Origin of the sequence: Streptomyces sp. NPDC008163 (genome assembly GCF_042956885.1) — a bacterium.
Taxonomy (GTDB): domain Bacteria; phylum Actinomycetota; class Actinomycetes; order Streptomycetales; family Streptomycetaceae; genus Streptomyces; species Streptomyces drozdowiczii_A.
The window spans coordinates 270,459-291,733 of record NZ_JBIBHG010000002.1; the positions used below are offsets into that span (position 1 = coordinate 270,459).

Sequence of the window (21,275 nt, forward strand, 5' to 3'; positions counted from 1 at the left end):
TCAGTTCAAAAAGTAGCCCGAACTTGCGATCGAAGCAAAAGGCCAGGTCAGGGCGGTGCAGAGGTTAATTGTCAGTGGGGGCGGTCACGATGGATACAGACGGCCACAGAGTCGTCACCGAGACAGGAGGTTCTGTCATGGCCCACTCGTCCGCAGCCGCCGCTCCGCGACGCCGCGCAGACGGCCCTGCTCCCTCACCGACCGGCCCGGCCCGCGATGTCCACCCCGTCGTCCGGCGTACCACCGCACCGCCCGCCGCCCTCGATCTCCTCGCCCAGGCCCGCGCAGGCCTGGACGAGGCAGCTGTCCTCTCCGTGCCCAACGAGCGGTACGCCACCGCGCATCTGGCCGCCCTGCGCACCGCGGCCGCCGTCCTCGCCGCACGGGCCCGCCCCGAGCCCGCGCGCCGGCGCCGGGAGCCGATCCGCAGCGCCTGGGAGATCCTTCCGGAGCTGGCGCCCGAACTCGCCGAGTGGAGCGCCCTCTTCGCCTCCGGTGCCGCCCGGCGGGCCCGCGCCGAGGCGGGCATACCCGGGGCGGCCAGCCGGCGGCAGGCCGACGATCTGCTGCGCGACGCCGCCATGTTCCTGCGCCTCGTGGAGCGGCTGCTCGCGCTCCAGCCGGTGCTGCCGCAGCCGCGCGGGGAGCGGCCCGACGCGGGGTGACCGCGTGGGCGGCGCCAGGCCATAGGGTGGGCGGTACCTGTTACCTGCGCTGTTCACGCTCCGCCCCAGGGCGGCCCGTGCCGAGGAGTCAACTGCCGTGTCCGACCCGCTGCGCCCCCGTGCCTCCCTCCGTACCGCCGTGGTCTGGGAGGTCCTGAAGGACGCCCTCGACCGCCGGGTCAAGGCGACCGGCCGGGACGCCCTGGACGTGCTGGACACCGGCGGCGGCACGGGCAACTTCGCGGTGCCCGCCGCCCGGCTCGGCCACCGGGTCACCGTGGTCGACCCCAGCCCCAACGCGCTCTTCGCACTGGAGCGCCGCGCCGCCGAGGCCGGGGTCGCCGACCGGGTGCACGGGGTGCAGGGCGACATCCTCGGCCTGTTCGACGTGGTCGAGCGCGGGGGCTACGACGCGGTGCTCTGCCACGGCGTCCTGGAGTACGTGGACGACCCCGCCGAGGGCGTGCGGCACGCCGTGGAGGCCCTCCGTCCGGCCGGGGCGCTGAGCCTGCTCGCCGCCGGTCTGGGCGGCGCCGTCCTGGCCCGCGCGCTGGCCGGCCACTTCAACGAGGCGCGGCACGCGCTGGGCGACCCCGAGGGCCGGTGGGGCGACGGGGACCCGATGCCCCGGCGGTACACCGCGGAGCAGCTGACCGAGCTGGTCACGGCCGCCGATGTCGAGGTGGGCGCCGTGCACGGGGTCCGGGTCTTCGCCGACCTCGTCCCCGGGGTGCTGGTGGACACCGAGCCGGGCGCGATGGAGGCCCTGCTCCGGCTGGAGGCCGCCGCCGCCGAACTGCCGGCGTTCCACTCCGTGGCCACCCAGCTGCACGTCCTGGGCACCAAGCGGGGCTGAACCCCCGGGGGGTTACCGGCGGGAGCGCGGCTGATCAGCGACGCAGCGGCAGACGGAGTACGCACCGACCGCCCCGTTCGGCGCTCCGGCCCCGTATGATCGGGGGACACCATCCGGCATGACGGATCGGAGGTTGGGGAATCAACTCAGCAGCTGAGCCGTCGTGGCGGCCCGGACTGGCTGTTTGGCAATGAGGGCGGGTTTCACGGGGGCGATTCCCTGCCTATCCTGGAAGGGCCGCATACCGGCCGCCCCCCGCGGCCGACGACGAGGAGGACTCCGTGCCGCTCTCGGAGCACGAGCAGCGAATGCTCGAGCAGATGGAGCGAGCGCTGTACGCCGAAGATCCCAAGTTCGCGACAGCGCTCGAGGGAAGTGGGCTGCGTACGTACACCCGGCGACGGGTCTACCAGGCGATCGCTGGCTTTCTGGTGGGTATCGCGCTCCTCATGGCCGGAATGGTCGCTCAGCAGATCTGGATCAGCGTGGTGGGCTTCCTCGTCATGCTGGGCTGCGCGGTGCTCGCGGTTACCGGATGGCGCAAGGCGCCCAAGCCGGGCGAACAGCAGTCGGTGCGCACGGGCGGCGCGGGTGACCGCAGGCAGTCCCGGCAGCGCCGGTCCGTGATGAACCGGATCGAACAACGGTGGCAGCGCCGCCGCGACGAGCAGGGCCAGTAGACACAGAACGCTTCAGCTGAAGGGGCGGCCGCGATGTGGGCGGCCGCCCCTTCACGCGTATGGCCGCCCTGGCTGCGGGCTGCGCACCGCCCGCGCACTGCCCTCTTCCCGGCCGCCCGAGGCGGGAGGCGCACCTCCGCCTCCCCGGCCACCTCCGCCTCCCCGGGCCGTGCGGCCCCGGGGTGTCGGCGGCCTGGCGGACGGGGCGTCGGCGGTCGCTCCGGGCCGCAGGTGCCTCCCCGTCCGGCCTCGGGCCGCGTGGGGCTCCGGACGTTCGGTGCCCGCACGGGCCGGAACGCGGCTCGCGAGCCTCTCGGCCGCAGGCCCGGGCGGCCGTCCCGGACCGGGGCGCACACCGCCCGGGTCCCGGTCCGGCGGACCCGTAGGCCCCGGGCCCCGCGGCCCCCTAGCCTTCCTGGCGGGACGGGCGCCGGGTCCATGCCGGGCGGGGCGGGAGGCGGAAGCGGGCCGACAAGGCCGTTCGGCGCTTGGACAGGGCCCAGGCCACTCGTACGGACGAGCGCGGGGCGAGGAGCGCGCGGAGGCGGGCCGGGCGGCCGGCCGACAGGGCCAGACCGGTCCGTACCGCCCGTGCGTCCTCGGCGAGGCCCGACGCCGGGCGCGGCTCGGGGGCGTAGAGCACCTGCTCCACCGCTCCCGCCACCCGGTGCACCGCGTCCGCCGCCTCCGTGTCCAGCCGGCCCAGACGCACCAGCCGCTCGGCGGCCCGGCGCGGGGTCAGCGCCTCGTCCGGGGGAATGCCGTGGTCCCACGCCGTGTCGGTGACCTCCCGCCACACGGCCAGCGTCCGCGCGGTCGCGTCGGCAGGCGTGCGGCCGCCCGAGGAACCCAGGCGGCGAGCCCGCGCCCGCAGCCGCCAGAACATCGGCAGCAGCGGCAGCAGCAGGACGAGCACCACCGCGGCGGCCACGCCCAGCACGGTCCCCGTCGGCGTCCCCGGGTCCGTCGGCGCGGCGGCACCGGGCGCGGCGGACTGCCCGCACTCGCCCTGCTTGCGCATCTGCGCCGGGCAGCTCTCCGACGCGGACGGCGTGGCCGCGACCGGCGCCGAGGCGTCCGCCTCCGGCCGCGCCGGGTCCGCCGTGTCACCGGTCGGCGCGTCGGGCAGCGTGTACGACGGGACGGAGCCCCGCGTCGGCGTCGGCTCGAAGCGCGTCCAGCCGATCCCCTCGAAGTACAACTCGGGCCAGGCGTGCGCGTCGCGCAGACCCACCGAGTACGAACCGTCCGCCTGCGCGCTGCCCGGGGTGAAGCCCACCGCGACCCGGGCCGGGATGCCCAGCGTCCGGGCCATCGCCGCCATCGTGAACGCGAAGTGGACGCAGAAGCCCTGCTTGTCCTTCAGGAAGCGGGCGATCGCCGCGCTGCCCGTGCCGGAGTCGACCGAGGTGTCGTACCGGAACCCGCCGTCGGTGGAGAAGTAGTCCTGGAGCTTCACCGCCCGCTCGTACGAGTTGGCGGCCCCCTTCGTGACCTCGTCGGCCGTCCGCGCGACCACCTTCGGCAGCGAATCGGGCACCTGCGTGTACTCGCGCAGGAGGTCCGGCGGCACCGCGCCCGCGCGGGCCAGCTGGTCGGACGTCGGCTGCACGTCGAGGCTGGTCACCGTGTACTGCGCGCCGCCGGTGGTCTCCCCGTCGTCACCGACGAGGGTGCGGCCCTCCGGCTCGAAGCGCCACCGGCCGCCGACCCGCACCTCGGACGCCGGATAGGGCAGCGGCAGATACGTCTGCTTGTAGGAGGCCGACGCCGAGACGGTCGACCTGATCTCCGCGACCGCGACGGACGAGGACAGCCCGGCCGGGGCCGGCAGCCGCTTCGGCACGTCCTGGAGCCGGCGCGTCGAGGCACGCCACTCGTTCCCGTTGAACTGGTCCAGGGCCAGGATGCGCAGATAGAAGTCGCCCGGGCTGCTCGCGTTGGTGCGGTACGACATCACCTGCCGGTTCTCCGGCTGGTTGAGGTTGTCCTGGAGCGAGACCAGCGGGTTCACCGCGGAGATCGTGCCGCCCCCGCCCCCCCTGCCGCCCCCGCCGCCCGCACCGGCCAGCAGGCCGCCGTCGAGCGCCGGCAGCGCCGCGGGCACGACGAGCGCGATCCCGAGGGCCACCGCCCCGATCCGGCGCCCCGTGCGCACCGGGGCCAGCGCCCGGCCGCCGCCCGAGGTGTCGAGCCCGGCGGACGAACCCCGGGGCCGCGCGGCGCCCGCGAAGACCCGGCCCCACTGGGAGAGCCGGTCGCGCCCCTCGGCCAGCAGGAGCAGCAGATAGCCGCAGGCGGCCAGCAGGAACCACAGCCACCCCGCACTGCCCTCCGCCAGCCCGGCGGCCACCGAATACAGCGCCAGCAGCGGCAGCCCGGCGGGCGCGGCGCTGCGGAACGTCACGGCCAGCGTGTCCACCAGCAGACCGACCAGCAGGACACCGCCCACCAGCATCAGCCGGATGCCCGGAGTCGCCGGCGCCGGGATCGCGTACTGCCCGACGTCGTCCCCGCCCGCCGTCAGCAGGTCCACCAGCTGCCGCACGGCCTGCGGTCCGGGCAGCACGCCCGCCACCGCCTGCTCGCGGGCGAACGCCACGGTCAGCAGCACCACCATGACCAGCGCCTGGGCGGCGGCCGTCAGCAGCCGGGGCAACGGCACCCGGCGCCCCAGCACCCCCACCCCGCACTGCACGGCGAGCAGGAACGCGGCCTGCACGAGCCAGCTCACCGGGTCCACCAGCGGCAGCATCGAACAGGACGCCATCAGCGTCGCCGCGAAGGCGGCCAGCGCCAGCCTGCCCCGACCGCTCATGACCTCCCCCTCAAGCCCAGCCCCCTCATGACCAACCCCCGAATCCCGCCGGACCGGCCGCACTGCCGGACCCGGCCACCGCACCGTGCCGGCCCGCCAGCCGCCACAACTCGGCCAGCCGCGCGCCGGGCTCCACCGGCACCACCGTCCACCCCGCCTCGCGCAACAGCCGCAGCCGCCGCTCCGCCGCCTCCCGGCCGGCGGGCGACTCACCGCTCACCCAGGCGGCGCTGTCCAGGACGAAGGCCACGGCCCCGCCGCTGCGCTGCCGCATCCGGGCGGTCATAGCGGCCTGCTCCTCGTCCAGATCGCCGAGAAAGGCGATCAGCAGCCCCTCGCCGCCCCCGCGCAGCACGTCATGGGCGCGGGAGAGGCCCCCGCCGTCGGAGCGCCCGATCTCCGCGAGGGTGTCCATCATCAGCCCCGCCGCGTCCGCCGTGGCCTGCGTGGCACCGGCGAAACCGCCCTCGCCCTCGCCCGGCACCGCGTTCCCCGCGTCGGTCAGCAGCCGGACCGCGAAGCCGCGCTCCAGCATGTGCACCAGCGCGGACGCCGCCCCGGAGACGGCCCACTCGAACGCGGAGTCCGGCCCCGACCCCCGGTAGGCGGTCCTGCGGGTGTCCAGCAGGACCGTGCACCGGGCGCGCTGCGGCTGCTCCTCGCGGCGCACCATCAGCTCCCCGTAGCGCGCGGTGGAACGCCAGTGCACCCGGCGCAGATCGTCCCCGTAGCGGTAACCGCGCGGGATCACGTCGTCGTCACCGGCCAGCGCCAGGGACCGCTGGCGCCCCTCGCCGTATCCGGAGGACTCACCGGCCAGGGGCACCGGGGGCAGCGGTTCGGTGCGGGGGATCACGACCAGGGTGTCGTAGGCGCTGAACGAGCGGGTCAGCTCGCACATGCCGAAGGGGTCGCTCAGCCGCAGTTGCAGCGGGCCGAGCGGATAGCGCCCGCGCAGGTCGGACCGGACCCGGTAGGACACCTCGCGGCGCCCGCCCGCCTCCACCCGGTCCAGCACGAAGCGGGGCCGCGGCCCGAGCACGTACGGCACCCGGTCCTGAAGCATCAGCAGACCCGTGGGCAGCCGCGAGACGTTGTCCATGCGCAGGTGGACGCGGGCCTCCGAGCCGGCCGGGACGCGCGAGGGGGAGAGCCTGCGGGTGCCCGTGACCCGGTAGCGGGTCCGGTGGAGCACCGTCACGGAGACCAGCGGCAGCACGGCGAGCAGCAGTCCGACCCGCAGCAGGTCGCCCTGGCCCAGCACATAGGCGCAGACCGCCGCCGCGATTCCGGCCGCGAGGAAGGACCGGCCACGGGTGGTCAGCCCGCCGAGCGCGGCCCGCAGCCCGCCCCTGTCGTCGCCGTCCACCGCGACGGGCCCCGACGCGGCCATCACGGACGCCGCGTGCCGGGCTGCTGCTGGCCGCCGTACGCCGGGCCCGCCGGATACGCGGGAGCCTGGGGGCCGGAGCCGCCCGAGGCCGTGGGCACCGGGGTCTGCTGAAGGATCTCCAGCACCACCTGCTCGGCGGTGCGGCGGTTGAGCTGGGCCTGCGCGGTGGGCAGCAGCCGGTGGGCGAGCACCGCGACGGCCAGGGCCTGCACGTCGTCCGGCAGGCAGTAGTCCCGGCCGGCCAGCGCCGCGGACGCCTTGGCGGCGCGCAGCAGGTGCAGGGTGGCGCGTGGCGAGGCGCCGAGCCGGAGGTCGAGGTGGCCGCGGGTGGCCGCGACGAGCTGGACCGCGTATCTGCGCACGGCCTCGGCGACATGGACCGTGCGCACCGCCTCGATCAGCTTCACGATGTCGTGCGCGTGCGCCACGGGCTGGAGGTCGTCGAGCGGCGAGGTGCCGCCGTGCACATCGAGCATCCGCAGCTCGGCCTCCGCGCTGGGGTAGCCGATCGACACCCGGGCCATGAACCGGTCGCGCTGGGCCTCGGGCAGCGGATACGTGCCCTCCATCTCCACCGGGTTCTGCGTCGCCACGACCATGAAGGGGTCGGGCAGTTCGTAGGTGTGCCCGTCGATGGTGACCTGGCGCTCCTCCATCGACTCCAGGAGCGCGGACTGGGTCTTCGGGGAGGCGCGGTTGATCTCGTCGCCGATCACGACCTGCGCGAAGATCGCACCTGGCTTGAACTCGAAGTCCCGGCGCTGCTGGTCGTATATGGATACCCCGGTGATGTCCGAGGGCAGCAGGTCGGGCGTGAACTGGATGCGCCGCACCGAGCAATCGACGGACCGGGCCAGCGCCTTGGCCAGCATGGTCTTGCCGACGCCCGGGACGTCCTCGATCAGGAGGTGCCCCTCCGCGAGCAGCACGGTCAGCGAGAGCCGCACGACCTCGGGCTTCCCCTCGATCACGGCCTCCATCGACCTGCGCACCCGGTCCACGGTGGTGGTCAGATCTGTGAGGCTCGCTCGATCGTCATAGGTCGTCACCCCGGCCCTCCTCGGCCCCGCCCCACGCTCGCCAGGAGCAGGGGATTCCCCAGTCACGGGCCGGTGCCCTCGTGCGGCCCGGCCCACCCCGAATGTGCGGACACCGCGCCGGACGAGGTCCGGCGGGGTGTCACTCACGCATTCTTGTTGCCGTTACCGCTTCGTGTCACTCGCCTGTGGACAACCGGGGGCGATTTGTCGGACTGGGTGAGGATTTCATCACCGGAAGGTGGTGGTCCGGTGTCCCCCGGGCCTTCGGTCAGGAGGCGGGCAGGACCTCGCGCAGCTTGCCGGTGGTCACGTCGAAGACGAAACCGCGCACGTCGTCGGTGTGCTTGAGGAACGGCGAGGTGCGGGCCCGCTGCATCGACTGCCGCACGTCCTGGTCGGCGTCGGTGTACGCCTCGACGGCCCAGGACGGCCGCTGCCCGACCTCGTGCTCCAGCTCCTGGCGGAAGTCCTCCGTGATCGACTCCATTCCGCAGCCGGTGTGGTGGATCAGGACGATGCTGCGGGTGCCGAGCGCCCGCTGACTGATCGCCAGCGACCGGATCACGTCGTCGGTGACCACGCCGCCCGCGTTGCGGATGGTGTGGCAGTCGCCCAGCGAGAGGCCGAGCGCCTTGTGCAGGTCGAGACGGGCGTCCATGCAGGCGACCACGGCGACCTGGAGCACCGGCTTGGCGTCCATGCCGGGGTCCTTGAAGTCTGCTGCGTAAAGGCTGTTCGCCTCGACCAGGCGGTCGGTGACGGTGGGGGTGGAGGCGGGGGAGTGCGCGGAAGTCGACATGCCCAAGACGTTAGCCCTCGCCCCCTGCCCCCGGGCGAGAGGGAAGCGGACAAAAAACGTCAACGGTGCTTGTTGTGAGGTAATCCACAAGCCCGCCTCCGGCCACCCGTGCGGGTGAACGCGCGACGGCCGACGCGCTGTCGGGTTGATTGATCGGGAATCGATCGAGTGGCAGGGTGGACTAAAGTGACGGGAAGTTACCGACACCCTGCACATTTCGAACTTTTACCCGTGTGCGCGGCGTACGTACGGCCCGGCCCTCTCCCGCTCGCCGGTCGGCTGACGCCCCTTCCCCGGCGCCGGCGGACCTCCCCTTCGCGAGCGGGCGGGGACCAGGCCGTACGTCCCGCCACCCGGGAGCTGAGCCTGAGAGGGCGCATGAGCCAGACCCGACACGTCCCGGTGATGCTCCAGCGATGCCTGGACCTGTTGGCACCGGCTCTGGAGGCCCCCGGCCCGCAGCCCCCCGTGGTCGTCGACTGCACCCTCGGCCTCGGCGGCCACAGCGAGGCGCTGCTCGCCGCCTTCCCCACCGCACGGCTGATCGCCCTGGACCGGGACAAGGAGGCCCTGCGCCTCTCCGGCGAGCGGCTCGCCCCCTACGGCGACCGCGCGACCCTGGTGCACGCCGTCTACGACGAACTGCCCGAGGTGCTCGACCGGCTCGGCATCCCCAAGGTGCAGGGCATCCTGTTCGACCTCGGCGTCTCCTCGATGCAGCTGGACGAGTCCGACCGGGGCTTCGCCTACGCCCGCGACGCACCGCTCGACATGCGCATGGACCAGACGACCGGCGTGAGCGCCGCCGAGGTCCTCAACACCTACCCGCCGGGCGAACTGGTGCGCATCCTGCGCGCGTACGGCGAGGAGAAGCAGGCCAAGCGCATCGTCTCCGCCGTCGTGCGCGAGCGCGAGAAGGAGCCCTTCACCAACAGCGCCCGGCTGGTCGAACTCATCCGCGAAGCCCTGCCGCAGGCCGCCATGCGCACCGGCGGCAACCCCGCCAAGCGCACCTTCCAGGCCCTGCGCATCGAGGTCAACGGGGAGCTCACCGTCCTGGAGCGGGCCATCCCGGCCGCCGTCGCCGCGCTCGCCGTCGGCGGGCGCATCGCGGTCCTCTCGTACCAGTCCCTGGAGGACCGGCTCGTGAAGCAGGTCCTCGCGGCGGGCGCCGCCAACACCGCCCCGCCCGGCCTGCCCGTCGTCCCCGAGCGCTACCAGCCCCGGCTGAAGCTCCTCACCCGGGGCGCCGAACTCCCCACCGAGGAGGAGGTCGCCGAGAACCGGCGCGCCGCCCCCGCCCGGCTGCGCGGCGCCCAGCGCATCCGCGAGGACGAGCGGTGAGCCGGCGGACCGCCGCGCGCGCCGGGGACGGAGCGGCGCGGTGAGCAAACCGGCCGGGCAGCCCAAGGGCCGCGTCGCACGGCTCACCCGGCTGATGCCCGCCGGGCCGAGCACTGCGGCCCGGACCCCGTTCGTCCTGCTGGTCGTGGTGCTCCTCGGCGGCGGCCTGATCACGCTGCTCCTGCTCAACTCCGCGCTCAACGAAGGCTCCTTCGAGCTGAGCGAGCTGAAGAAGCGGACCACCGAACTCACCGACGAGCAGCAGGCCCTCCAGCACGACGTCGACGCCTCCTTCGAGCCGGACGCGCTGGCCCGTCGCGCGCGTGAGCTGGGCATGGTCCCCGGCGGCAGCCCCGCCTTCCTCGGCCCGGACGGCAGGGTCCGGGGCGTCCCGTCCAAGGCCGCTCCGGCCCCGGTCGTCGCGCCCCCGCCGAGCACGCCGACGCCCACGCCGACCCCCACGCCCACTCCGGCCGGCCCGGCCGCCGCCACTCCGGCGCCCGGACCCACCGGGTCCACGCCCTCCGGCACACCGGCAGCCCAGCCCTCCACGAGCCCCGGCAGGTGACGCAGTGCCCCCCAAGGAACCGCCGCGCCGCCGGGTACCCGGCCCCGCGCGTCCCCGTAACGCCTCCCCGGGGTCCGGCCGCCCCCGGCCCCAGCAGCGCCGCCGGCCCCCGTCCGCCGCGCAGCGCGCCCGCACCCGGCGGCCGCTGCGGCTGGGCAGCCCGCGCCCCCGGCTGCGGCTGGTCAGCCTCGCCCTGACGCTCGTCATGATCGCGTTCGTCGTGCGGCTCCTCCAGGTCCAGGCCGTCGACGCGCACGCGTACGCCGCGAAGGCCGAGACGAACCGCTACCTGAGCTACACGGTCGCCGCGGAACGCGGGGAGATCACCGACCGCAGCGGCATCGCGCTGGCCACCAGCGTGGACGCGTACGACATCACGGCCGACCCGAAGATGTTCACGCCGGCCGACAGCAAGGCGCCCGACGCCCCCCAGCAGGCCGCCGCCCTGCTCGCGCCGATCCTCGGCGTCGAGGCGGACGGTCTCGTCAAGAAGCTCTCCAAGCCCAAGAGCCGTTACGCGGTCCTGGCGCGCAGGCAGACCCCGCAGGTCTGGAAGCAGATCAAGGACCTCAAGTCCGTCTTCGCCGAGAAGGCCGCCAAGGACAAGGCGGCCGGCGGGCCCGGCGCCAATGTGCTGGCGGGCGTCTTCCAGGAGTCCACCACCAAGCGGATCTACCCCAACGGCAGCCTGGCCGCCGGGATACTGGGTTACGTCAACGCCGAGGGCAAGGGCGCGGGCGGCCTCGAATCCCAGCTGAACAAGGAGCTCGCGGGCGAGGACGGCACCATCAAGTACGCCCAGTCCGGCGGACGCAGGGTGCCCACGGCGGGCACCAAGGAGGTCCCCGCGGTCCCCGGCTCCGACATCGAGCTGACCATCGACCGCGACATCCAGTGGGCCGCCCAGAAGGCCATCTCCGAGCAGGTGTCGAAGTCCGGGGCCGACCGCGGTTACGTCATCGTGCAGAACACCCGCACCGGCGAGGTCCTCGCCATGGCCAACGCCCCCGGCTTCGACCCCAACGACCTCTCGCAGGCCGACGCCGCCTCGCTCGGCAACGCGGCCCTCCAGGACGTCTACGAGCCCGGCTCCACCAGCAAGGTGATGTCCATGGCCGCCGTCCTCGAAGAGGGCGCCGCCACGCCCCTCACGCACGTCACGGTCCCCAACCGGCTGCACCGGGGCGACCGCCTCTTCAAGGACGACATCGACCACGCCACCTGGCAGCTCACGCTCAACGGCGTACTCGCCAAGTCCAGCAACATCGGCACCATCATGGCCACCGGCCAGCTCGGCAAGACACAGGCCGAGGCGAACAAGGTGCTGTACTCCTATCTGAGGAAATTCGGCATCGGATCGCCCACCGGGCTCGATTACCCCGGAGAGACGCCCGGCCTCCTCGCCAAGCCGCAGGACTGGTCCACCTCGCAGCAGTACACGATCCCGTTCGGCCAGGGGCTGTCCCTCAACGCCATGCAGGCCGCCTCGATCTACTCGACCATCGCCAACGGCGGCGTACGGATCCAGCCGACGCTCGTACGCGGCACCCGGGGCCCGGACGGCCGCTTCACCCCGGCCGAGGCTCCCGAACAGACGCGCGTGGTCAGTGAGAAGACCGCGAAGACGCTCGCCACCATGCTCGAATCGGTGGTCGCCGACCAGGAGGGCACCGGCACCAAGGCCCAGATCCCCGGCTACCGGGTCGCGGGCAAGACCGGCACCGCCAACCGCGTCGACCCGGTGCGCGGCGGCTACCACGGCTACACCGCGTCCTTCGCCGGTTTCGCCCCCGCCGACGACCCCCAGGTCACCGTCTACTGCGCGATCCAGAACCCCACCAAGGGCAGCCACTTCGGCGGCCAGACCTGTGGACCCATCTACAAGCAGGTCATGGAATTCGCCCTCAAGACGCTCCAGACACCCCCGTCCGGCCGTGAGCCGGCCAAGCTGCCGGTGTTCTTCGGAACCGGCGAGTGAACGCGCGGAGACCACCAGTGACAACCATCACCCCCGACCCCGGGAACCGGAACGAGAACCTCCGCCCGCCGGGCCCCTCACTTCGCGAGAGGCCGGGTGAGCCCGGTACGCTCACCGCCGTGCCCCACGCCGAACAGCCCCGAACGACCCAGAAGGACGCACCTGTGAACTACCCGGGAGCGCCTCGCCCGGACCGCCTGCGGCCCACCTCCCTGGTCACGCTGGCCGAACGGCTCGGACTTGAACCGCCGGGCACCGGCGACATCACCGGCATCACCCACGACTCCCGTGCGGTGCGCCCCGGAGACCTGTACGCGGCCCTGCCCGGCGCCCGCCTGCACGGCGCCGACTTCGCCACCCAGGCGGCCGGCCTCGGCGCGGCGGCGATCCTCACCGACCCCTCCGGCGCCGAACGCGCCCGGGCGACCGGCGTGCCGGTCCTGGTCACCGAGAACCCGCGCGCCCGGATGGGCGAACTCGCCGCCGAGATCTACGGCCACCCCGGCACCGGCCTCCTCCAGATCGGCATCACCGGCACCTCCGGCAAGACCACCACCGCCTACCTGGTCGAGGGCGGCTTCCGCGGCGCCGGACGCGCCACCGGGCTCATCGGCACGGTGGAGATGCGGATCGGCGACGAACGCATCAAGTCCGAGCGCACCACGCCCGAAGCCACCGATCTCCAGGCCCTGTTCGCCGTCATGCGCGAACGCGGCGCCGACGCCGTCACCATGGAGGTCTCCAGCCACGCGCTGGTCCTCGGCCGGGTCGACGGCTGCGTCTTCGACGTCGCCGTCTTCAACAACCTCAGCCCGGAGCACATGGAGTTCCACTCCGGCATGGAGGACTACTTCCAGGCCAAGGCCCAGCTCTTCACCCCGCGCCGCAGCAAGCGGGGCGTCGTCAACTACGACGACGAGTACGGCCGCAGGCTCGTCACCGAGGCGACGGTGCCCATCACGACCTTCTCCGCCGAGGGCCACCCGGACGCCGACTGGCGCGCCGAGGACGTCGTCGTCGGCCAGCTCGGCTCCGGTTTCACCGTCGTCGGGCCGAACGGCGAGCGGGCCACCGCCAAGGCCCCGCTGCCCGGCCCGTTCAACGTCGCCAACACGCTGGCCGCGATCGTCGCACTCGCCGTCGCCGGCATCGACCCGCAGACCGCGGCGGACGGCATCGCGACCGTCCCCGGAGTGCCCGGCCGGCTGGAGCGGATCGACGCCGGACAGCCCTACCTCGCCCTGGTCGACTACGCGCACAAGACCGACGCCGTCGAGTCCGTGCTGCGGTCCCTGCGCAAGGTCACCAAGGGCCGGCTGCACATCGTCCTCGGCTGCGGCGGCGACCGCGACACCACCAAGCGCGCGCCGATGGGCGCGGCGGCGGCCCGGCTCGCCGACACCGCCGTACTGACCTCCGACAACCCCCGCTCCGAGGACCCCCTCGGCATCCTCGCCACCATGCTCGCGGGCGCCGCCGAGGTGCCCGTCCACGAGCGCGGCGACGTCCTGGTCGACGCCGACCGCGCCGCGGCCGTCGCCGCCGCGGTGGCCCGGGCCGAGCCCGGTGACACCGTGCTCGTCGCCGGCAAGGGCCACGAGCAGGGCCAGGACGTCCACGGCGTCGTCCGCCCCTTCGACGACCGGATCGTCCTGCGCGAGGCCATCGAGCGCTCCCTGGGGCACGAGGGCGCCGGACCCCGTGCCTCCCACCACGAGAACAACAGTCAGGGATGACCAAGTGATCGCCCTTTCCCTCGCCGAGATCGCCGAAATCGTCGGCGGGCAGACGCACGACATACCGGATCCGTCGGTAACCGTCAGCGGACCGGTCGTCATCGACTCCCGCAAGGTGACCCCCGGCAGCCTCTTCGTCGCCTTCGCCGGCGAACGGGCCGACGGCCACGACTACGCCGAGCGCGCCGTCGAGGCGGGCGCGGCCCTCGTCCTGGCCACCCGCCCCGTCGGCGTGCCCGCGATCGTCGTGGACGACGTCGTGGCCGCCCTCGGCGCGCTCTCCCGCGCCGTCGTCGGCCGCCTCGGCGCCACCGTCGTCGCCCTCACCGGCTCCGCGGGCAAGACCTCCACCAAGGACCTCATCGCGCAACTCCTGGAGCGCAAGGGGCCCACCGTCTACCCGGAGGGCAACCTCAACAACGAGATCGGCCTGCCGCTCACCGCGCTGCGCGCCACCGACGAGACCAAGCACCTGGTCCTCGAAATGGGCGCCCGCTACATCGGGGACATCCGCTACCTCACCGGACTCGTCCCGCCGCGCATCGGCCTCGTGCTCAACGTGGGCAGCGCGCACATCGGCGAGTTCGGCGGCAAGGAGCAGATCGCCCAGGCCAAGGGCGAGATGGTCGAGTCGCTCCCCGAGGACGGCATCGCCGTGCTCAACGCCGACGACCCCCTCGTACGCGCCATGTCCTCCCGTACCAAGGCCCGCGTCGTCCTCTTCGGCGAGGGCGCGGATGCGGACGTACGGGGCGAAGACGTGCACCTCACCGACGACGGACGCCCCGCGTTCCGCCTCCGAACACCCACCGGGTGCAGCGAGGTGACCATGCGCCTGTACGGTGAGCACCACGTGTCGAACGCGCTCGCCGCGGCCGCCGTCGCCCATGAGCTGGGCCTGTCCGCAGACGAGATCGCCGAAGGGCTCTCCGAGGCGGGCACCCTCTCCCGCTGGCGCATGGAGGTCACCGAGCGTCCGGACGGCGTGACGTTCGTCAATGACGCCTACAACGCCAACCCCGAATCCATGAAGGCAGCGCTCCGCGCGCTGGTCGCCATGGGGAAGGGGCGTCGTACGTGGGCGGTGCTCGGCCTGATGGCCGAGCTGGGCGACGCCTCGCTCGCCGAGCACGACGCGGTCGGACGGCTCGCCGTCCGGCTCAACGTCAGCAAGCTCGTCGCGGTCGGGGGCAGAGAAGCCTCCTGGCTGCAACTGGGCGCATACAACGAGGGTTCGTGGGGTGAGGAGTCGGTGCACGTGTCCGACGCACAGGCTGCCGTCGACCTGTTGCGCAGGGAACTGCGCCCGGGAGACGTGGTGCTGGTGAAGGCGTCCCGGTCGGTCGGCCTTGAGCAGGTCGTCACAGCACTGCTGGAGAACGCGACCGAGGGCGAGGTCGCGGGCCGATGAGGCAGATCCTCTTCGCGGGAGCCATCGGGCTCTTCCTGACCCTGGTCGGCACGCCGCTGCTGATCAAGCTCCTGGCCCGCAAGGGATACGGGCAGTTCATCCGCGACGACGGCCCGCGTACCCACGGGTCCAAGAAGGGCACGCCCACGATGGGCGGCATCGCCTTCATCCTGGCGACGCTCATCGCGTACTTCCTGGCGAAGGTGATCACCGGCGAGGAGATGCGCTTCTCCGGTGTGCTGGTCCTCTTCCTGATGGCCGGCATGGGGCTCGTCGGCTTCCTGGACGACTACATCAAGATCGTCAAGCAGCGCTCGCTCGGTCTGCGCGCCAAGGCGAAGATGGCCGGCCAGCTGATAGTCGGGATCGCCTTCGCGGTGCTCTCGCTCCAGTTCGCCGACGCCCGCGGCAACACCCCGGCGTCCGACAAGCTCTCGTTCGTCGAGGACTTCGGCTGGTCGATCGGCCCGGTGCTCTTCGTCGTCTGGGCGCTGTTCATGATCCTCGCCATGTCCAACGGCGTGAACCTGACGGACGGTCTGGACGGCCTGGCCACCGGCGCGTCGGTGATGGTCTTCGGCGCGTACACCTTCATCGGGCTCTGGCAGTTCCAGGAGTCCTGCGCCAACGCCGGCACCCTGACGAACCCGAGTGCCTGTTTCGAAGTGCGTGACCCGCTCGACCTGGCGGTCGTGGCCTCCGCGCTGATGGGCTCCTGCTTCGGCTTCCTGTGGTGGAACACCTCGCCGGCCAAGATCTTCATGGGGGACACCGGCTCGCTCGCCCTCGGCGGCGCGCTCGCCGGCCTCGCGATCTGCTCGCGCACCGAATTCCTGATGGCCGTCCTCGGCGGCCTCTTCGTGATGATCACGATGTCCGTCGTCATCCAGGTCGGCTCGTTCAAGATGACCGGCAAGCGCGTCTTCCGCATGGCCCCGCTCCAGCACCACTTCGAACTCAAGGGGTGGTCCGAAGTCCTTGTCGTGGTCCGCTTCTGGATCATCCAGGGCATGTGCGTGATCGTCGGACTCGGCCTCTTCTACGCAGGATGGGCAGCCAAGAAGTGAGCAACGTGGACTGGCAGGGCAAGCACGTCACGGTCGCCGGGCTCGGGGTCTCCGGAATCCCGGCGGCCCGGGTGCTGCACGGCCTCGGTGCCGTCGTCACCGTGGTCAACGACGGCGACGACGAGCGCTCCCGCGCCCAGGCGGCCGAGCTGGAGGCGCAGGGCATCACCGTGCGCCTCGGCGACGGCGACACCCTGCCCGAGTCCACCGAGCTGATCGTCACCGCCCCCGGCTGGAAGCCCGGCAAGCCGCTGTTCGCCGCGGCCGCCGACGCGGGCGTCCCGGTCTGGGGCGATGTCGAACTCGCCTGGCGGCTGCGCGGCCGGGACGGCCGCGAGCCGGCCCCCTGGCTCGCGGTCACCGGCACCAACGGCAAGACCACGACCGTACGGATGCTCGCCTCCATCCTGGAGGCCGCCGGGCTGCGCACCGCCGCCGTCGGCAACATCGGCGTCTCCCTGCTGGACGCCGTCCTCGGCGAGGAGACGTACGACGTGCTCGCCGTCGAGCTCTCCAGCTACCAGCTGCACTGGGCGCCCTCGTTGCGCGCCCACTCCGCCGCCGTGCTCAACCTGGCCCCCGACCACCTCGACTGGCACGGCTCCATGGAGGCGTACGCCGCCGACAAGGGCCGGATCTACGAGGGCAACCGGATCGCCTGCGTGTACAACGCGGCCGACCCGGCCACCGAGGACCTGGTGCGCGAGGCGGACGTCGAGGAGGGCTGCCGCGCCATCGGCTTCACCCTCGGTACGCCGGGGCCCTCGCAACTCGGCGTGGTGGACGGCATCCTGGTCGACCGGGCGTTCGTCCAGAACCGCCAGAAGCAGGCCCAGGAGCTGGCCGAGGTCGCGGACGTCGATCCGCCGGCCCCGCACAACATCGCCAACGCCCTGGCCGCCGCCGCTCTGGCCCGCGCCTTCGGCGTCGCGCCCGCCGCCGTGCGGGACGGGCTGCGGAACTTCCGCCCCGACCCGCACCGCATCGAGCACGTCGCGGACGTGGCCGGGGTCGCGTACGTGGACGACTCCAAGGCCACCAACACGCACGCCGCCGAGGCCTCGCTCGCCGCCTACGACTCCATCGTCTGGATCGCCGGCGGCCTCGCCAAGGGCGCCACCTTCGACGAACTGGTCACCGGGTGCGCCAAGCGGCTTCGGGGCGTCGTGCTCATGGGCGCGGACCGGGCCCTGATCCGCGAAGCCCTCGCGCGACACGCCCCCGAGGTACCCGTGGTCGACCTCGACCGGACCGACACTGGGGCGATGTCCGAGGCGGTCCGCGAAGCCGCACGGCTCGCCCGGCCGGGAGACACCGTACTGATGGCCCCGGCCTGCGCCTCGATGGACATGTTCGTCAACTACAACAAGCGGGGCGAGGCATTCGCGGACGCCGTCCGCGCACGCGCCGCCGAGAGCGTCTGACGGGCCCGGCCGCCGCGCCCCGGGCACGAGCAGTGGAGGGGACAGGGACATGCCGGCCGAAGAGAGCGTGCGGGTCAGGCCCGCTGCCGAGGCCCGGCGGCCCGCGTCGGTGCGGGCCCGGAGCACCGGCAGCCCCCGCAGCCCGCGCGGCGGCGGAGTGCGACGGCTGTACGAGCGGGCCCGGCGGGCCTGGGACCGGCCGCTGACGGCGTACTACGTGATCCTGGGCGCCGGACTGCTGATCACCGTGCTCGGTCTGGTGATGGTCTACTCCGCCTCGATGATCAAGGCGCTGGAGCTCGGCAAGCCCGGCACCTACTTCTTCCGCAAGCAGTTCCTGGCCGCCGTGATCGGGGCCGGGCTGATGGCGCTGGCCGCCCGGATGCCGGTGAAGCTGCACCGGGCGCTGTCCTACCCGCTGCTCATGGGCGCCGTCTTCCTGATGGTGCTGGTCCAGGTGCCGGGGATAGGGATGTCGGTCAACGGCAACCGCAACTGGCTCTACCTGGGCGGGCCCTTCCAGCTCCAGCCCAGCGAGTTCGGCAAGCTGGCGCTCGTGCTGTGGGGGGCCGACCTGCTCGCCCGTAAACAGGACAAGCGGCTGCTGACCCAGTGGAAGCACATGCTGGTGCCACTGGTGCCGGTCGCCTTCATGCTGCTCGGGCTCATCATGCTCGGCGGTGACATGGGCACTGCGATCATTCTCACGGCGATCCTCTTCGGCCTGCTCTGGCTGGCCGGGGCGCCCACCCGGCTGTTCGCCGGTGTGCTCGCCTCCGCCGGGCTCATCGGATTCCTGCTGATCAAGACCAGCCCCAACCGCATGTCCAGGCTGGACTGCATGGGGGCCAGCGAGCCGGGGCCGGGAGGCTCCTGCTGGCAGGCCGTGCACGGCATCTATGCTCTGGCATCAGGCGGATGGTTCGGTTCCGGCCTCGGTGCGAGTGTGGAAAAATGGGGCCAACTTCCCGAACCGCACACCGACTTCATCTTCGCCATCACCGGGGAGGAACTGGGGCTGGCGGGGACGCTGTCGGTGCTCGCCCTCTTCGCGGCTCTAGGCTATGCGGGTATCCGCGTGGCCGGACGCACGGAGGACCCCTTCGTGAGGTACGCAGCGGGAGGTGTGACCACCTGGATCACGGCGCAGGCCGTGATCAACATCGGTGCGGTGCTCGGCCTGCTGCCGATCGCCGGTGTCCCGCTCCCGCTGTTCTCCTACGGGGGGTCGGCCCTGCTGCCGACCATGTTCGCCGTCGGGCTGCTGATCGCGTTCGCGCGGGACGAGCCCGCCGCGAAGGCGGCCCTGGCCGTGCGGAGGCCCGGGGTGAGATGGAAGACGATGAGACGGCGCGTCAAGAAGCGTCCGTCCGGAGAGCGGTGAAATTCGGTGCATGTCGTACTCGCCGGCGGGGGGACCGCCGGCCACATCGAGCCCGCGCTTGCCCTCGCGGACGCCCTGCGCAGGCAGGACCCGAGCGTGGGGATCACCGCTCTCGGCACGGAGCGCGGACTGGAGACCAGACTCGTACCCGAGCGGGGATACGAACTGGCGCTGATCCCGGCCGTACCGCTGCCGCGCAAGCCCACCCCCGAACTCATCACCGTCCCGGGCCGGCTGCGCGGCACCATCAAGGCCGCCGAGCAGATCCTGGAACGCACCAGGGCCGACTGCGTGGTGGGCTTCGGCGGTTACGTGGCCCTGCCGGGCTATCTCGCCGCCAAGCGCGTGGGTGTCCCGATCGTGGTCCACGAGGCCAATGCCCGCCCCGGCCTGGCCAACAAGATCGGCTCGCGGTACGCGCACGGCGTCGCGGTCTCCACGCCCGACAGCAAGCTGCGCGGCGCCCGCTACATCGGCATCCCGCTCCGCCGCACCATCGCCACCCTCGACCGGGCCCGGGTCCGCCCCGAGGCGCGCGCGGCGTTCGGCCTCGACCCCAATCTGCCGACGCTGCTCGTCTCCGGCGGTTCGCAGGGCGCCCGCCACCTCAACGAGGTGGTGCAGCGCGTCGCTCCGCTGCTCCAGCGCTCCGGCATCCAGATCCTGCACGTGGTCGGGCCGAAGAACGAATTGCCGCGCGTGGACAACATGCCCGGGATGCCCCCCTACATCCCGGTACCGTACGTGGACCGGATGGATCTCGCGTACGCCGCGGCCGACATGATGCTCTGCCGTGCGGGCGCGATGACCGTCGCCGAACTCTCCGCCGTCGGACTGCCCGCCGCCTACGTCCCGTTGCCCATCGGCAACGGCGAACAGCGGCTCAACGCCCAGCCGGTGGTCAACGCCGGCGGCGGTCTGCTGGTGGACGACGCCGCGCTCACCCCCGAGTGGGTGCAGGGCAACGTCCTCCCGGTGCTGTCAGATCCGCACCGGTTGTATGAAATGTCCCGGGCCGCCGCCGAGTTCGGCCGACGGGACGCCGACGATCTGCTGGTCGGCATGGTGTACGAGGCGATTGCCGCGCGCCGTAACGCGTGAGGCGGACGGGTCCGGGGGCGGTGGCCCCCGGACCCGGCATAAGGAGCGAGCGTGGCCGGACCGACGACCGCCCAGCGCGGTGCAGGAAAGCAGGAGGACGCCCCGGACCGGCCGCCGCGCCCACGCCCCGAGGGGCGCCGCGTCTCCCGGCGCCGGCTGCTCCTCCTGATCGCCGGAGCCGTGCTGCTGCTCGGATCCGGCGTCGTCTGGGCGCTGTACGGCTCCTCCTGGCTGCGGGTCGAACAGGTCAGGATCACCGGCGTCCGGGTGCTGACGCCGGCCGAGGTGGAGCGGGCCGCGGCGGTGCCGATGGGCGCCCCGCTCGTCTCCGCGGACACCGGCGCCATCGAAGAACGGTTGCGCCAGAAGTTGCCTCGTATCGACGAGGTGGATGTCGTTCGGTCATGGCCGCACGGCATCGGACTTAAGGTGACCGAACGACAGCCGGTCCTGTTGGTGAAAAAGGGCGGAAAGTTCATCGAAGTGGACGACGAGGGCGTGCACTTCGCGACGGTGGACAAGTCGCCCGGGCATGTGCCTCTGCTGGAAGTGGCCACGGGCCGTTCCGCGAGTACGCGCCGCTTCGGCGGTGACCGGCTGGTGCGGGAAGCGGTCCGGGTCGCGGGTGACCTCCCGGACGGTGTCGCCGAGGACACCCGGGTCGTCCGGGTGGACTCGTTCGACGCCATCTCCCTGGAACTCGGCGGGGATCGCACGGTGATGTGGGGAAGCAGCGGAGCGGGCGCGGCGAAGGCGAAAGTCCTCACCGCTCTCATGAAGGCCGCCCCCAAAGCGGGACACTTCGACGTGAGTGCCCCCACCGCCCCCGCGGTGTCGGGTGGTTGACGCACATTTGGCCTGGCCAGCACCCTGGTTGGTCAGCGCTACGGGTGATCACATAGGGTGAAAAGAAAAACGGGAGGTTCGGCGTGTTCGTTGAACGTGCGCCACTTGTCGACTTAGTGTCCTGTTCGGAAGAGTCCATGAAGCAGACACACTGGTAACCCTAAA

The 21,275-nt window shown here is 72.6% G+C and carries 17 protein-coding genes; 13 read left to right on the forward strand and 4 right to left on the reverse strand.

What is annotated here, in order from left to right; genetic code table 11:
• Window positions 1–137 precede the first annotated feature (137 nt).
• From ACFZAT_RS06335 to ACFZAT_RS06345, 3 genes are all read left to right on the forward strand, one after another.
• Window positions 138–665, forward strand: a complete 528-nt coding sequence (locus tag ACFZAT_RS06335) for an SAV_6107 family HEPN domain-containing protein (RefSeq protein ID WP_391260918.1) — start codon at window positions 138–140, stop codon at window positions 663–665.
• 97 nt (window positions 666–762) lie between these two features.
• Entirely contained in the window at window positions 763–1,521 is a 759-nt protein-coding gene (locus ACFZAT_RS06340; protein WP_265544812.1) for a bifunctional 2-polyprenyl-6-hydroxyphenol methylase/3-demethylubiquinol 3-O-methyltransferase UbiG, read from the forward strand.
• Window positions 1,522–1,802: 281 nt separating this feature from the next.
• Entirely contained in the window at window positions 1,803–2,201 is a 399-nt protein-coding gene (locus ACFZAT_RS06345; RefSeq protein ID WP_018104441.1) for a DUF3040 domain-containing protein, read from the forward strand.
• Between the two features lie 406 nt (window positions 2,202–2,607).
• Here the strand turns inward: ACFZAT_RS06345 and ACFZAT_RS06350 are convergent, their stop codons facing one another.
• From ACFZAT_RS06350 to ACFZAT_RS06365, 4 genes are all read right to left on the reverse strand, one after another.
• A complete protein-coding gene (locus tag ACFZAT_RS06350) occupies window positions 2,608–5,019 on the reverse strand; it encodes a transglutaminaseTgpA domain-containing protein (protein ID WP_391260922.1) in 2,412 nt (803 codons plus the stop codon).
• Window positions 5,020–5,044: 25 nt separating this feature from the next.
• Complete coding sequence (locus ACFZAT_RS06355) at window positions 5,045–6,412, reverse strand: DUF58 domain-containing protein (protein WP_391261677.1); 1,368 nt, start codon at window positions 6,410–6,412, stop codon at window positions 5,045–5,047.
• Entirely contained in the window at window positions 6,412–7,461 is a 1,050-nt protein-coding gene (locus ACFZAT_RS06360; protein ID WP_391260925.1) for an AAA family ATPase, read from the reverse strand. The genes ACFZAT_RS06355 and ACFZAT_RS06360 overlap by 1 nt, the downstream gene beginning before the upstream one ends.
• A 259-nt stretch (window positions 7,462–7,720) precedes the next feature.
• A complete protein-coding gene (locus tag ACFZAT_RS06365) occupies window positions 7,721–8,251 on the reverse strand; it encodes a carbonic anhydrase (protein ID WP_391260928.1) in 531 nt (176 codons plus the stop codon).
• Window positions 8,252–8,629: 378 nt separating this feature from the next.
• On the opposite strand from ACFZAT_RS06365, the gene rsmH reads away from it, so the two are divergent.
• From rsmH to ACFZAT_RS06415, 10 genes are all read left to right on the forward strand, one after another.
• Window positions 8,630–9,595, forward strand: coding sequence for a 16S rRNA (cytosine(1402)-N(4))-methyltransferase RsmH (gene rsmH, locus ACFZAT_RS06370; RefSeq protein WP_391260931.1), 966 nt, complete (start codon window positions 8,630–8,632; stop codon window positions 9,593–9,595).
• A gap of 94 nt (window positions 9,596–9,689) precedes the next feature.
• A complete protein-coding gene (locus tag ACFZAT_RS06375) occupies window positions 9,690–10,163 on the forward strand; it encodes a septum formation initiator family protein (RefSeq protein ID WP_391261680.1) in 474 nt (157 codons plus the stop codon).
• Window positions 10,164–10,167: 4 nt separating this feature from the next.
• On the forward strand, window positions 10,168–12,141 hold the full coding sequence (locus tag ACFZAT_RS06380) for a penicillin-binding transpeptidase domain-containing protein (protein ID WP_391260934.1): 1,974 nt from the start codon (window positions 10,168–10,170) through the stop codon (window positions 12,139–12,141).
• A gap of 17 nt (window positions 12,142–12,158) precedes the next feature.
• On the forward strand, window positions 12,159–13,877 hold the full coding sequence (locus ACFZAT_RS06385; protein ID WP_391260936.1) for a UDP-N-acetylmuramoyl-L-alanyl-D-glutamate--2,6-diaminopimelate ligase: 1,719 nt from the start codon (window positions 12,159–12,161) through the stop codon (window positions 13,875–13,877).
• 4 nt (window positions 13,878–13,881) lie between these two features.
• Window positions 13,882–15,288: a UDP-N-acetylmuramoyl-tripeptide--D-alanyl-D-alanine ligase gene (gene murF / locus ACFZAT_RS06390; RefSeq protein ID WP_391260938.1), complete on the forward strand. Its 1,407-nt coding sequence runs from the start codon at window positions 13,882–13,884 to the stop codon at window positions 15,286–15,288.
• Window positions 15,285–16,355, forward strand: a complete 1,071-nt coding sequence (mraY, locus tag ACFZAT_RS06395; RefSeq protein WP_093709222.1) for a phospho-N-acetylmuramoyl-pentapeptide-transferase — start codon at window positions 15,285–15,287, stop codon at window positions 16,353–16,355. Before murF ends, mraY begins: the two co-directional genes overlap by 4 nt.
• Window positions 16,352–17,779 (forward strand): UDP-N-acetylmuramoyl-L-alanine--D-glutamate ligase, encoded by a 1,428-nt coding sequence (gene murD, locus ACFZAT_RS06400; protein ID WP_391261683.1) that lies wholly within the window; start codon window positions 16,352–16,354, stop codon window positions 17,777–17,779. Before mraY ends, murD begins: the two co-directional genes overlap by 4 nt.
• 49 nt (window positions 17,780–17,828) lie before the next feature.
• A complete protein-coding gene (gene ftsW, locus ACFZAT_RS06405; RefSeq protein ID WP_391260941.1) occupies window positions 17,829–19,163 on the forward strand; it encodes a putative lipid II flippase FtsW in 1,335 nt (444 codons plus the stop codon).
• Window positions 19,164–19,169: 6 nt separating this feature from the next.
• Window positions 19,170–20,264 (forward strand): undecaprenyldiphospho-muramoylpentapeptide beta-N-acetylglucosaminyltransferase, encoded by a 1,095-nt coding sequence (gene murG, locus ACFZAT_RS06410; RefSeq protein ID WP_391260944.1) that lies wholly within the window; start codon window positions 19,170–19,172, stop codon window positions 20,262–20,264.
• A 51-nt stretch (window positions 20,265–20,315) separates the two neighbouring features.
• Window positions 20,316–21,110 carry an FtsQ-type POTRA domain-containing protein gene (locus ACFZAT_RS06415; RefSeq protein ID WP_391260947.1) on the forward strand — a complete coding sequence of 265 codons (795 nt, stop codon included), beginning with the start codon at window positions 20,316–20,318 and terminating at the stop codon, window positions 21,108–21,110.
• The last annotated feature ends 165 nt before the right edge of the window (window positions 21,111–21,275 follow it).